The sequence below is a fragment of the Lysinibacillus sp. A1 genome (genome assembly GCF_000801965.1).
Lineage (GTDB): Bacteria > Bacillota > Bacilli > Bacillales_A > Planococcaceae > Lysinibacillus > Lysinibacillus fusiformis.
The window spans coordinates 1-14267 of record NZ_JSZM01000003.1 but is presented as its reverse complement, the minus strand read 5'-3'; the positions used below and the strand labels follow the sequence as shown (position 1 = coordinate 14267).

Genomic DNA, 14267 nt, shown 5'->3' with positions numbered 1-14267 from the left:
TGAAATTATTTTCAATACAAAAAATATTATCTTTCATCAAAATTCATTGCATTACAAAGAACTATATAGCTTAAAAGAGAAATATTCAACATCTTTTTGTTATTACATTATTTAACAAGGAGAAAATAGTTATTTCGATATAACAAAAAGAGAGCTTGCTGATTTAGCAAACTCTCTTATTTCTACTTTATTTCAGGGGCAACAGCTAATATATTTTCAAAGGCTGCGCGTTGTTTTTGTTCTTCTTCATTCAATAAAATATGAATATCGCCATGATCGTTTGACGTCCTAATTAAGCGGCCCATTCCTTGCTGCAAGCGCAATTGCATAAATGGTAACTCCACTTCTTCAAATGGGTTTTCAGCAAACGTACGCTTCGCATCAAATAATGGATCCTGTGGAGGAAACGGTAAATCATAAATAATGACACGTGTTAATGCTTCTTCAGGTAAATCTAAGCCTTCCCATAAATGATATGAGCATAATGTTTTAACGGTTCCCTGCTGGAAATCACGAACAATGGCGGAGAGCTCTCGATCACCTTCAAAGGCAACGTGCATGCGCTCCATTAATGGCAATTCGGCTTTAAATTTCAACATGGCTTGCTTGGATTTAAATAAAATTAATGTTTGCTCTCCATCACGCAGTAATTGCTGTACACGTGCGGTTTTAGCATGTTGATCAAGCTCATGTAAATAGATTTTCATTACCTCTTCATAATCAAATGGCGAAGGGACTGAAAATGATTGGGACTCTTTAATACCTAAACTATAGGCGATATACGAAAAGTCTTTATTAACAGATAGTGTAGCAGACGAAAAGACGATCGGAAGCTTTTTAGAGAATAGTTTTTCTGCTAAAACTTCTGTAATTAGACGAGGCATAATTACCAACGTTTCTTCTCCATCTGTTTCCTCCAGCCAATCCACTGCATCTCCTTGAGCTATGAAAATACGTAAGGAAGCCTCATATTGTTCTAAATATTCCTCTGCCATATTTAACTCATATTCAGGAATCATATACATTTCAGATTCAAAAACAAATTCTTCCATCAATATTTCTACATCATGTATCAATTGTTTTCCATAAGTAAGCAATGTTTTGGATTTATTGATACGTTTACGATCCTCATCTGAAGCAACGATATCATCACGAAGCTGATCAAAAAATAACTCGTGATCATCTTGCAATTTTTCCATAGCATACAATGTTCGCTCTCGCACACCATCTACCATTAATCGCTCTAAAAGCTGAACAATCGTTGTTGCCTGTACTTTATAAGTCATTGCTTTTTGTGCAGCGTATTCCAACAGATGTCCTTCATCCAAAACCATCATAGACACTTCTGGCAATAAGGCAAGCTGTCCTTCACGTTCACGAGATTCCTTTGTAGCTAAATGTTCCATTAAGAAATCTTGCGAACAAATAACTAAATCCGTTGATTTACGGTAATGAGAACGATGCAATGTTTGCCCACAGCGATTTCGTAGATCACATACAGAGCATTGCATAATCGAGTTGTAATTAACTTTTTGCCAATCCTCATCGCTGACAGTTGGATAATTACTACGTTCTCCATACGGATGAATAGCAATCATTGAACCTTGGGCATATACACCATCCGGAATGGAGAAGGAAATATCATCAATCCATTCATCCGATTCAACTTTTTCCGCTTCCTCAAAGCGTTTTAAGCATAAATATTGATCCCGTGATTTGGCTAAACGAACATCAATTTCCAGACCAAGCGTTTTTTGTAGCTTATAGATATCTCCGCCCTGTTTAACGAGCTGATCGATTAATGTTTCATCAGCACATGCAATAAGTGCCGGTTTCCCTGTATAGCGTGCATACGATATAGCTGGGAGTAAATAGGCGATTGTTTTCCCAGTTCCAACACCCGCTTCTGCAAAGAGTACGTTTTTTTCTTTTAGCGCTTGTTCTATTTGATAAGCCATAAAGATTTGCTCATCACGACATTCAAAGCCTTTTTCAGGCAATTCATCATAAAGGACGTCACCCATCCAGTCACCTAGTGAATCAAAAAATGATCGGTCCTTTGATAATGCAAATGGTAAAGATTTACGCAATTGATGTTCCCCCTCTTACTATCTGGTGCTATTATACGCGACGAAACGGAAGATAAGAAAAAATCTTATCTTCCGTTACTATTCGTTAATCTCTTTTAGACTTTTGTCCCCAGAACTGATAATAATTTGTTTCGATAAAACCATTAAATAATTTCCGTTTTTTCGTCGCTTGGCGTCCATATAATTCTTCAAAATTTTTCATGGAGGATAGCATATATACAGACCAAGTTGGATAGTTTTTCATAACTTTCCCTAAATCACGGATAACCTGTTCAACAACTTCAACATCACCAATACGTTCTCCGTATGGCGGGTTACCGATCATTACACCATCTGTTAACTGAGTCGTGAAATCACGTGCTTGCATTTGCTTAAACGTAATTAGCTCACCAAATCCTGCTTCTGTAGCATTTTCTTGTGCAATGCTTACCATGCGATGGTCAATATCAGAACCTACAATTTCTAACGGTTGATCATAATTGGCCAAACTTTCCGCTTCGTCTCGGACAGTGTCCCAGATTTGCGCTTTCATCCATGGCCAGTCTTCAGAAATAAACTCACGATTATAGCCTGGTGCTATATTTTGTCCAAACATGGCTGCCTCTAAAGCAATGGTTCCAGAACCACAGAATGGATCTACAAACGGACGATTTGGATTCCATTTTGAAACTTGTATAAGCGCCGCTGCTAAGGTTTCTTTTAACGGTGCCTCGCCTTGTGCTTGACGATAGCCACGTTTATGAAGACCTGCGCCTGATGTATCAATCGTAAGTGTCGCCACATCTTTTAAAATCGAAACCTCAATTTTGTAAGTAGCACCTGATTCATCTAAAAAGCCAAGTCGCTTATAATGCTGTTTCATCCGTTCAACAATTGCTTTTTTTGTAATAGCTTGGCAATCAGGTACACTAAATAATTTAGATTTAACCGACTTCCCTGATACAGGAAAGGCAGCATCCACGGGTAAATATTTTTCCCAAGGTAAAGATTTTACACTTTCAAATAATTGTTCAAATGATTTTGCTGGGAATTGTCCAACGACAATTTTTACACGATCGGCTACTCGTAGCCACAAATTGGCACGTGCAATCGCTGTTTCATCACCCTGAAAAAATACTTTACCATTGTCAACAGTTGTTTCATAACCAAGTGCTTTTACTTCTTGGGCTACAATTGCCTCTAAACCCATTGCTGACGTTGCTACTAATTGATAATTTGCCATAGATTATTTCCTTCCTTGATGCTCAATTTCCCAATATTCCATAAACTCCATAAGGTCGTTTAATGGTAATGGTTTGCTGTAATAATAGCCCTGAATAATATCACAGTTCATTTTACGTAGTATATCCACTTGTTGTGCCTGTTCTACACCTTCTGCCACAACTTTCATTTTTAGTCGATGGGACATTTGAATAATAGCATCTACAACTGCCTGTTTTTCATCGAGCGACCCAATATGTTGAATAAAGCTTCGATCGATTTTTAAACAATCTAGCGGAAAGCGAACTAAATAGCTCAGAGACGAATAGCCTGTCCCAAAATCATCTATGGAGATTTTAAAGCCTAATTGTTTCAAACGAACTAATTTGCTCACGGTTTCGTTAGCACTGTTCATGACTGTTCGTTCCGTCACTTCTATTTCAAAATTGTTTGCTGGCATATTATAGCGTTCTAATATTGCTTGGATCGATTCTAAAAAATTTTGCTGTTTAAAGTGAATGCTTGATATATTAATGGCAACCGGTATTTTCCACCCATATTGTTGCATTTGAATAACTGCCTCGCACGCCTTTTCCAGAATGACCTCACTTAAAGGAATGATTAATCCTGTTTCCTCGGCATAAGGGATAAACTCTCCAGGAGAGACAAAGCCTAGCCTTTCATTATTCCAACGGACCAATGCCTCTAATCCTTGAATTTGCTCATTGTCCATATAAATTTTCGGCTGGAAATGCAGCTCAAATTCACGATTGTCAATGGCTCTTCTTAATTCTGAATCTAGCAATAAGACACGCTGTGCATCTGTTTGCAGTTCATCAAAATAAAAAGAATAGCCATTCAAACCATTCTTTTTTGAATAGGTCATTGCTCTGTCAGCACAATTAATGAGTTCTTCCGTATTTTTCCCATCTACTGGATAGACACTTACGCCTATGCTTGTAGAAATAAACACTTCCTGGCCGTTTATCATCATTGGCTTTTCAATACTACTTATTATTTGTTCAGCAAATTGTGCAGCTTCTTTTACGTTTTTTACATTCGTTAATGTAATGACGAATTCATCTCCGCCATATCTTGCGATAATATCTTTGTTTTTCAGTAAATGTTTTAGTCGTTTGGCGACTTCTATTAAAATGGAATCTCCGACAGCATGACCTAAAGTATCATTAATTTGCTTAAATCTATCTAAATCTAAAAAATAGACTGCATGCTGCACTGAATGAGAAATAGCAGAAGTTGATTCTAAAAGATTATCCATTCTTTCAATATAAGCAAAACGATTGGATACTTCTGTTAGTGAATCAGTCAGTAAACGTTTTTCTAGTTCGTTTTCTACTATTTTTCTTTCAGACAAATCTGTGAAAATACCACAATAATTTGTAACCTCACCCTCATCGTTGGTTACACAAACAATTGTTAACCATTCAGGATATACGTCTCCAGTTTTACGACGATTCCATATTTCTCCTTGCCAAATTCCTTCTTGTCGTATCTGTTCCCACATTTCTAAATAGAACGGTAATTCATGAACACCTGATTGTAAAACGGCAGGTGTTTTTCCCACCACATCATCACGTTTATAACCTGTGACAAATTCGAAGGCAGGATTAACCATTACTATTTTTTTGTATTTATCAGTAATCATGATACCTTCAGATACATTTTCGAAGATTTTAAGTATTAAGGTAGTAGGATATTGAGAAATCAACTTCAATTTATCCACACTTTCCCAATTATTTACTCCGTTCATGTTCCGCCCCATCCTATCTCTCTATACTCCCTTTAAAGGGCACTTACGTCAGGCCAACTCGTATGTAAATCAATGACATCCCATTTAGATGGTGTACAGTTTTTTTGAGTAACTCGTAAGCTCGTCTTAAAAATCTGTGACATCCTTAGAGGTTTATACTTGATTCAGCAGTTGTCCTGTCGCCACCTGAATGGAAAGAAAATGTGCAAACTCTCGCTACCTATCGAGTAGAGTCATGTGTATCTAACATTTTGCTAGGTACCCAAACTTTTGCTGAATCAAGATAAATACACATTGATGCGATCACCGTTTTCAGATGTTGTGACTTAGAAGCGGTAGCGATAGAGGCTTGGCTAGCAAATAGCCATTCTCAAACGTATCGCGCATACCAAGACTTGATTAACTAGGTTACTTTTTCCTCATAAACTCAAAAGAAAAGCTCTCCACCGAGTTGGAGAGCGCTTGTTATTTCGTAAATAAGCATCAAAAAAATTCCATAAGCCATGTTTTGTTCCTGAGTACTCAAACAGCTTGCGCCTCGTACGACCAGGTAGTAATCATCTATCTACAGAGCAAGCTCCGTCCCTCTATCCGTTCAATTCCTTCAAGAGAGTGCCCCTACCATAATTTGGGTTTCTCACTCGTGGGGTTTACCTCGTTCCACCTTGCATGTTTCCAAGCAAGCTTCGTCACTGTGGCACTTTCAGGAAGTGTCAACCATATCCAAGGACTTAGGTTTTCCTTCCGCCGTCAGCCTTTTCAGCTGCCTTACCTTATTTTTTCAGTAAGCACGAACACTACGGACATCTCAGTACCGTGTGAGCATGGACTTTCCTCTACGACGTCTAGCGCCGCAGCGATTACCAGAATTTCATGATGATACGAAAGATTATACTAGAGTTTTATGTTAAATACAATATAATTGACTAAATTTATTCGTATAGCTTGCTACCAAATACATGTTTTTCTAAATTTGAAAGACGTTTTAAAATGTCAAAATTAGTTGTACCTGCTGCTGCCGCTGATGCAACGGGTTGTCTCTTCGGTGTATTTTCAATTTCTTCTTTTAATTGTCTATTCTCTTCACGTAGTTGGGCCATCACTTTTTCAAACGTTTCATAGTCTTGAATAATTTCATCAAGGAATGAATCTACTTCTTCCACATTATAGCCTTTAAAGTTCTTTTTAAATTCCTTTTCAAGGATCATTTTTGACGTTAATTTAATGTCCATTCACATCGCCCTTCCTCACACTACATACACGAATTCATTATAGCATACTTCAACACATTATATCGTCTGAAAACTCCAATTGTAAGGCTAAACTTGTCGTTTTATGCGATTACCTGGGAAATTATTTCTTATTTCCTAATCTGAGCAACCTCTTTTCCCAAGAAATTACCCATTTTTGTTTTTGTTCTGCTCTCCATTGCTCATTCTTTTGAATGAGATGTATGCCTTGTTGCGTATAATAAAGGGCCTGCTTATAATCTTTTATTTGGTGTTCATAAAGTATGGCTAGCTGCTCAAAGACATGCAACTTTGTTCTTGCTTCGACAAAATGGAGAGAGGCTACAAATGCGTCAATCGCTTCACTATAGCGTTTACTCTTTTTATGCTGTAGTGCTAAATAATATTGAGCATTACCCGCTTCCAGTGCATCAAATTGGGTTGTCACCCTTTCTAACACCTTAACACTTTGTGTGCTTTCTTTTAAATCACCATACCATTTCCCAATATTGGTAAAGGTTTTTGCAGATTCTTCATATCCCTCGTCAAACAAGAGCTGAGTAGAATGACTATACAGTGTGATAAGCGACAGCAAATCCCACTCATTATGCAGCAAAACCTTCATAAGAGCATCTGGTACGCCACTTTTCACAGCATCTAAATAAATAATAGGGGCAAGATGACCAGGAATATCTCCCTTTCGAGAAAAACCAAGCTTCTCTTCCTCCACAGATTTTAACTTTAAGCGCTCCATATCATTTTTCCATAAACGCTTGGAACTATGCAATAAATCTATTTGTCGTTGTGATCTTAATTTCGGTAATGTTTTTTGATGCAATGTCCAGCGTGTTTCAAGCTGCGGCCAATCAAAGCTTTTACCATTATAGGTGATAACCGTTGCAGATTTTTGCCACAGTTTTGATTCAAACAAAAACGCCGCCTCATGTGCAGGGTCTGCAAGAATATATTGAGTTAAACTAAAACATTCTTCGTCTACCTCTAAAAACCCAAGCAAAAAAATATGCGTGCCCACACCTTTTAAGCCTGTCGTTTCTGTATCAAAAAATAATACAGGTTCATGAAAATCCAGTGCATACGGATGATCAAACGAAGCATCCTGCCATTTTTTCAACGCATCAAAAAATGACTGTAGCTGATAATGACCATGCTGAAAAGAAAATGGATACTGTACATGGCGCTTAAACACAATACCAAAGTCATTTTCTACAACCGTAAGCCCAGCCTCTTCCCATCGCTCGGTATAGCTCGGCCTAGTTGGCTTTTGATAAGCTGGTTCCTCTACCTTTTGTGGAGCCGCCGCTGGTTTTTTACTAAGCATTTTTTTCATTTGTAGTATTTTATTTTCATAAGACATGTATTTCACTCATTTTCTGCTTATAATATAAGACTCTCTTGCAAGATTACCATGATTGCTTGACTCATTCAAAATTTTCATCGCAGGAAATTCTTGTTTATAGAAACTCTATTTCTTTCATTAATGACATCAAACATTGTCCTATCCACATTAAAGGAACGATATCAAATGATTATGTTACTGTTTTGTACAGAAACCTCTAGCTATTGTCTATTGCCAGTGTACTATTGTAAGTATTTCCTATAAAATGAAATTACATATAAATTGTGATAAAATTATGTTTTTTGGAGGAAATGCCTTGTTTAAAAATTTGCGTGAAGAAATAAAAGAAGAATGGAAAAACACAACCGAGGATTTAGAAAAAGAAGTATTTAAAGTATGGCAATTAGACTATAAAGGCCATATTATTCGAATTGTAAATGCCGTGACTGAAGAAGTTCTTGCTATTAATAATGAAGTAGTAGATAAAAAAAGTAGAGATAATATGTTCAAACAAATCTACCCTTATGTTACATTGAAAGGTGAAATTACAGAAGCAGATGGCACAATCTCTACCGTAAAAGTAAAAATTGGTGGATTACTCAGTCTAAATATCGTCGTTAAAGTAAATGGTACTACACTACTGAACGAAAAACATAAAATATCTATCAATTAATCTTTAACCTAATAAAGTGTTGCTAGACACAAGTTAGAAAAACTTACTATCATTAACCATTAGTTGAGCTATACATTATTAAATAGGGAGGGCCTGAGGAAATAATTTAGTTATTCCTCAAGCCCTCTTTTTTCATGTTAATTAATTTGATTTAATCTTTGAAGAAGTATTATGACTCTCTTCTTGCCTTCCTGTAAACTGTCTTGGGCACCAATACATGATGGGCATCCAGATTCACAAGGACAATTTGAAACATGCTCTAACGTTTTCATTAATAGCTCTTCCCATAAGTCATAGACCTTTTCACTTAAACCAATCCCACCAGGGTATTTATCGTAAACAAAAAATGTGGGCAACTCATTATGGGATGCTTTGACTTGTGGGACAACTGCTACATCACTGCTATCACATTGAATAAATAAAGGAATAAAGGCATTCATGGCATAGGCTACTCCAATCATTGCCTCTGTCAATTCCGCCTCTGACCACTGTTCTGTTAGATGAAGTGATAGCCATGATGCGCTTGTATGCATTTCATCTGGAGGTAAATGAATAGGCCCCGATCCTATATTATCATGCGTTCCAAAGCGAATTTTAATAAATGTGTGATTTAACATAAGTTAAGATATACAAGTCTCCAATTCACAGAAAAGCTATAGCTGACGTTTAATGACAATTCTAGTGCGCTAATGTTTAAAGAAAAAGCATAGCATTTCATGGGACTGACCCCAACAGTATAGACAAATAAAAAAAAGCATCTTCGATTGAATTTGGGTTTAGATACCTAAACTTCTGTTGATTTGGAAGAAAGTTTGATTAAAAGCAAGTCATGAACATTAATTCTATATAGAAAAAATCCACTCAGTTTAAATTAAGTTTAATCAAAATAAGTAGATTTTGTTTACGTATGAGAATGAATTTCATAATTCCAGACCCTTGTCTCCCAAGGGTTTATAGACATAAAAAAGGAAGTATCTCCCCAAGTCTTGTATAATGGTAGTCGACCAAAACATCCCAAAAAGACTGGAGGAGTACTCCCTATGACCATTATAAGACAACAGAAGCCTATTTAGCATGGAAAAATTATATGAAATGGAACCTACCCAAAATACGAAGAGATCACGGCTGCCATCGACTTGGACATCATCCAATTTCTCTTCAACTTTTTCTACCCTTTCTATTTCTGCGCAATCACCGCTTAAAAACTGTCATTATCAATACAGTTCTCCCAAAGATTATCTAATATTTCAACTAATCTTGTAGCTTTGGAATAAAGTTTGATCAAAAGTATCTCGCAGAACCTCATTTCAGGGTAAATAAAAAGAAGCCGCTTTGAAAAAATTGATCAAAATAGATTCTTATCTAGCAAATTTAAGTTTCAGTTTTATAAAAAAGTTTGTTCATTTTAGTGACCTTTATGCCATAAAAGCACCGGGTAATGGAATAGCCATTTAATATTTTATCACTATTAAGATGTATGATTATATCCATTTGATTACACGGAAAATGGAGAACCCATTCAAATTCTTGTATGTGAAGATGGTTTCGTTCCAATTTCTAAGCCAGAAACTAAGATAGAATGGGGAAAAAGGAAAAAAGGTACTATAAAATTTGATCCACGATACCAAAAACAAATACTAAAAGAAATAGAGAAAAAAGCTTCAAAAAAAGGGGTGGAAATAAACGTTTCCAAAATAAGCTCGGAAAAAATAGATGTTGGTAAAGTAGCCTTCACTAAAGGGTTAGATTTAAAGGTAAACAGAAGAGAACAAATTAAAATCATATTAGGATTGGGTTGTTTCTTTATCCCGAATTTTGCTGAATCAGGTACTGCAGCAGCGTTAAGAAATTATTTATGAATGAAGAAGGAAGAATGACAGTAAAAAATCTCCATTCTAGACTTTTTCCATTCCAAATAAAGAAAGAGAAAATCCCAGCCTTTTCGATTAAAGATAATATTATTTACACATATACTACTGAAAATATGTTATTAGATAATATTTTGGATTCTTTAATAAGTGATAAAGAACACATTTTTATCATCTATAAATACAATAACAAGCTCCGCCTATTTTTAAACGTATTTGGACATCTTAATGCAGTAATTGAAACACTTGAAAGTCCATCTTATTTTTATCCAGGACCAGTCCCTTATAAGGAAATTGCATACGTTATTCACCCAAAGGAAAAGAAACATAAAGAATTTTATATTGATGATATTAAAGTAATGACCTCCTCATTGGCTTCGGCTCGTGTAGCAGGATTTATAAGCTCAAGTTCTACCATGTAGGAAAATATGTTGAAATGAAAATCACGTATAAATTTGGGTGAGTACCAAATTTATACGTGATACCCCCCTAATTTTCCGTTTTATCGTAATGTATTAGGAATAAAGTTTGAATAAAAGCTCTCGCAGTAAATCTTGATTTTACAATAATTGAATTTTAGTGAAGACTTTATTTAAACAACTACATTAAATTATTTCTCCTTTCCATAATTATTGTATCTTGCCATTGACCATGTAATTGTGCAATTTTTTCTCTCGTACCAACTATTCTAAAGCCCATTTTTTTATGTAATTGAATACTTGATGTATTGATGGCAAAGATTGATGATTGGAGTGTCCAAAAACCTATCTTTTCACTCTCTTCAATTAGTATTTTAAATAGCTTTGAGGCAATACCCTTGCCTTTATGATCACTTGATATATAAACACTAACTTCTCCCACTCCAGAATAAACAGCGCGTGTAGAGACTGGGGAAATACTAATCCAACCAACTACTCTATTGTGTTCTTCTGCAACAAAGCGCAAGGTCGCATGATGTCTTTCATCCCATACCTTTTCACTTGGCACAATTGTTTCAAAGGTTGCCATCCCTGTTTCGATTCCTTCTTTATAAATCTTTAATACCTCTTGTAAATCCTTGTTTTCCATTTTACGAGTAATTAGTGTATCCATTCCATTTCTCCTTTGAATATTTTAAAAGGACTGCTAGCTTTCGCTAACAGTCAAATTTTTAACAACCTGTATTTGATTGATTGACAAGATTAATACTACATACGCCTGTTTCTGGTAATTCTAATTCAACACGTTTCGATGCTTCTTCATCACCTGATAAATAAGCTGTTATAGAACGAACCTGTTCGTAGCCGGTTGCCATTAAAAATGTTGGTGCGCGTCCATAACTTTTAGCTCCTACTATATAGAAGTCCGTTTCAGGTTGGCGTAGTATTTCTTCACCATGCGCTCTTACTGTGCCACAACTATGCTCATTAGGATCAATTAGTGGCGCTAATGCTTGCACACTTTCTGTTGCTGTATCGATAGATAAACGCAGTTCATTGTTCATGGTAAAATCAGGTCGATTTCCTGCATTAACAATAAGTTCATCGAATCCTGTAAGTACTTTTTGTTCTCCATTAATAGTACCTACAATATGGATATTTTCTTCTTTTTTCACCTGTGAAATATAGAAAGGTGTTACTACCTCAATTTTCCCTGTATCTACTAATTCATGGATGCGAATACCCAGTGCGCCACGTGCTGCCAATGCATCTTTTTCCTCCCCGCCATAGGCCTCTTCTACAGATCTTTTACGCATAATCCACACAAGCTTTGTTGAAGGATTATCTTTTTGTAATTCAGCCAAAGCTAATAAGGTATTGATCGCTGAATGACCACCACCAATGACAGCAATCTTCTTATTTGCATATCTCTTTGGATTCGTATTTATATCTGGAATACCGTACTCAATTTGATCTACTAATTCTTTCTCATTTTTCAGCCAAACACCTGTAGAATTTGCTGGGTTTGGGTTTCCCCATGTTCCTGTAGCATCAATAACAGCTTTTGCCTCAATAATATATATGTCATCCTCTTTTTCGACATATATATTAAAGGACTGATTGAATCGATTTTTTGATTTCATTTTATCATTTAATTGTCGTGAAATACCTACTACTTTTGAGTTCAATCGGATACTTGGTTTTATTAGTGTTAACTCTGCCAAAGGTTTTAAATATAGATCAATTAACTCATGCCCCGTAGGTATTGTTTCTAAGTTAGGTTCTACCCAATCAGATCCCTCTAATAATGATTTAGCAGCTTTATTGATGTTATAACGCCATGGGGAAAATAATGTGACATGCCCCCAAGTACGAATGTTGTGTGCTATTTCATTGCCAGCTTCAAGTAAAATAAATGACTGGTTTTGCTCAACTAAATGAGCAGCAGCAGCTAACCCGATAGGACCTGCACCAATTATGACTATTGGTAAATTCTTATTGGAATTATTAATAGTCTCTTGGACTTCAATATCTTGAGCAGGTGTACAACAAGATTGATTTTGTTTGATTACTTTTAGTGTTTTCATATAAACTTCTCCTCTTTTTTTCTCTATATAAGCATTCCCTTATATAAAATGTATTTTTTACGTCTAGCAGTAAGCTAGACGTAATTTATTTAAGCTTTTGTGATTGTTATGAACGCACTTCCATTTCACACATGATTTTATCAATTTCTTTTATAGCTTTTTCAAATTGCAACCATGTAGAAATGCCGTAACGATCCATTTCTCCTTTAAAGAAGAAATCAAAAGCAAACTCTTTAGCCTGTATCAAAGTGTATTCTCTATTATTCATAATTAATTTTATATAAGCGATAAAATAATCTTTAGTTAATACGCTAGCATGGTTCACTGTCATTATTGTATCCTCCATTCAACGGATTGAATAATTGCTACGACAGACAGTATATTTAGGATCACTCGTTAGCAAGATGTCGGTGAGTATCCAACTAATACTAAACCTAGTTCACCATTCTCTTCTTCTGCATGGATCGTAACATCTGTTAATTGCGGTGCAATATCAGGATGAATTGCGACTTCGATACCTTCAATTGTTTGAATTGCATCTTCTTCTGCTGGTGCTTCTAAGCCTACACCTAAATTAACTCCACAGCAGCCTGCAATACCAAAGAAACGAAGCGTTTTAACCTCTGAATCAGCTAATACCTGTTCTAAATAATTTTTACCTTCTGGACTCATTTTCATTTGGTTTTCTCTCCTTTTAATTCATGTAAGCCTTGTGTTCCAACAGGTGGCGTTTTTACCCATGGAATGGCCACAAATTGATTATTGCTGATGGATCTAACTTCTTTTAGCCATTTCGTTTCAGCTTGTTGTTTTTGAATTAATGTTGGACTTGTTGTATAGATAGATGAAAATGTCTGATTAACAACCCACCAATCAACAGATAATCCAGCACAGTGTAAATCTTCTTGTAAGCGCGAAGCTTCATAAACAGGTGTTGCTTCAGGAAGAGTTACAATGGCAACACTCGTATAAGAGGCATCACGCAACCTTGGTAACAGGTTAGAAACAGCTAGAGGAATACCCCCTTGTGAACGGCTTATTTCCCGATGATAAGCTTCTGTTGCGTCTAGTAAAAGCAACGTATGCCCTGTTGGTGCGGTATCAATAATAATGACTTCATCTTGATGATTTTCTACAACGTTAGCAAATGCTCTGAATACAGCTATTTCCTCTGTACAAGGAGAAGCCAAATCCTCTTTCACAAATGCTAAACCTTCCTCATTCATCGTTTCACTTGCCTTTGCAAGCACTTCTGCTTCATAGTTTGCCACTTCTGCTTTTGGATCAATACGACTGATCGTTAAATTATTGACGTTGTCATCTCCGAATGTCCAATCGAGGTGTGCGGCGGGATCTGTTGTAGTTAAATGTACATGAGTATCCTCTTCTGCTAATCGTAATGCAATATAAGAAGCCACAGTTGTTTTTCCAACCCCACCTTTCCCCATCGTAAAAATGAGTTTCGGTTTACGTTCTAAATAATCAGCAATCATTTCTTCTATCTCAGGAATCTTAGTTTCTTCATTTGATTCATCTGCATGTATAACTTCTTGGTCAGTCATCCATGCTTGCA

12 protein-coding genes, 1 other RNA gene and 1 pseudogene are annotated in these 14267 nt (G+C 36.1%); 2 read left to right on the top strand and 12 right to left on the bottom strand.

All coding sequences use genetic code 11. The features are described from left to right. Window positions 1–182 precede the first annotated feature (182 nt). The 6 genes from PI85_RS01755 to PI85_RS01735 form a co-directional block, all read right to left on the bottom strand. A complete protein-coding gene (locus PI85_RS01755; RefSeq protein ID WP_036124851.1) occupies window positions 183–2090 on the bottom strand; it encodes an ATP-dependent DNA helicase in 1908 nt (635 codons plus the stop codon). A gap of 85 nt (window positions 2091–2175) precedes the next feature. Further along, window positions 2176–3312 carry a class I SAM-dependent RNA methyltransferase gene (locus PI85_RS01750; RefSeq protein ID WP_036124850.1) on the bottom strand — a complete coding sequence of 379 codons (1137 nt, stop codon included), beginning with the start codon at window positions 3310–3312 and terminating at the stop codon, window positions 2176–2178. Between the two features lie 3 nt (window positions 3313–3315). After that, window positions 3316–5061 (bottom strand): bifunctional diguanylate cyclase/phosphodiesterase, encoded by a 1746-nt coding sequence (locus tag PI85_RS01745; protein ID WP_036124848.1) that lies wholly within the window; start codon window positions 5059–5061, stop codon window positions 3316–3318. A 492-nt stretch (window positions 5062–5553) separates the two neighbouring features. Further along, window positions 5554–5933: RNase P RNA component class B (rnpB, locus tag PI85_RS23745), an RNA gene on the bottom strand. A 60-nt stretch (window positions 5934–5993) separates the two neighbouring features. After that, window positions 5994–6293, bottom strand: coding sequence for a cell division regulator GpsB (gpsB, locus tag PI85_RS01740; RefSeq protein ID WP_036124847.1), 300 nt, complete (start codon window positions 6291–6293; stop codon window positions 5994–5996). 121 nt (window positions 6294–6414) lie between these two features. Next, entirely contained in the window at window positions 6415–7665 is a 1251-nt protein-coding gene (locus PI85_RS01735; protein WP_036124846.1) for a ribonuclease H-like domain-containing protein, read from the bottom strand. 298 nt (window positions 7666–7963) lie between these two features. Here PI85_RS01735 and PI85_RS01730 point away from each other — a divergent pair, with 298 nt between their 5' ends. Then, window positions 7964–8320 carry a hypothetical protein gene (locus tag PI85_RS01730; protein WP_225316229.1) on the top strand — a complete coding sequence of 119 codons (357 nt, stop codon included), beginning with the start codon at window positions 7964–7966 and terminating at the stop codon, window positions 8318–8320. Window positions 8321–8457: 137 nt separating this feature from the next. Here PI85_RS01730 and PI85_RS01725 read toward each other — a convergent pair. Further along, window positions 8458–8922: pseudogene (locus tag PI85_RS01725) on the bottom strand (Zn-binding domain-containing protein); the annotation flags it as partial. A 1253-nt stretch (window positions 8923–10175) separates the two neighbouring features. On the opposite strand from PI85_RS01725, the gene PI85_RS01715 reads away from it, so the two are divergent. Beyond that, a complete protein-coding gene (locus tag PI85_RS01715; RefSeq protein ID WP_039390942.1) occupies window positions 10176–10610 on the top strand; it encodes a hypothetical protein in 435 nt (144 codons plus the stop codon). 178 nt (window positions 10611–10788) lie between these two features. Here PI85_RS01715 and PI85_RS01710 read toward each other — a convergent pair whose 3' ends face one another. From PI85_RS01710 to PI85_RS01690, 5 genes are all read right to left on the bottom strand, one after another. Beyond that, a complete protein-coding gene (locus PI85_RS01710; protein ID WP_036124841.1) occupies window positions 10789–11280 on the bottom strand; it encodes a GNAT family N-acetyltransferase in 492 nt (163 codons plus the stop codon). 58 nt (window positions 11281–11338) lie between these two features. Then, a complete protein-coding gene (locus PI85_RS01705) occupies window positions 11339–12694 on the bottom strand; it encodes an NAD(P)-binding domain-containing protein (protein WP_036124839.1) in 1356 nt (451 codons plus the stop codon). Window positions 12695–12800: 106 nt separating this feature from the next. After that, on the bottom strand, window positions 12801–13025 hold the full coding sequence (locus PI85_RS01700) for a hypothetical protein (RefSeq protein ID WP_036124837.1): 225 nt from the start codon (window positions 13023–13025) through the stop codon (window positions 12801–12803). A gap of 65 nt (window positions 13026–13090) precedes the next feature. Continuing rightward, the gene (locus PI85_RS01695; protein ID WP_036124835.1) at window positions 13091–13372 is read right to left on the bottom strand and encodes a Fe-S cluster assembly protein HesB; all 282 of its coding nucleotides are present in this window, start codon (window positions 13370–13372) and stop codon (window positions 13091–13093) included. Beyond that, window positions 13369–14267 (bottom strand): ArsA-related P-loop ATPase (locus PI85_RS01690; RefSeq protein WP_039390938.1); only part of this gene is annotated, 899 nt, incomplete at its 5' end. The genes PI85_RS01695 and PI85_RS01690, both read right to left, overlap by 4 nt.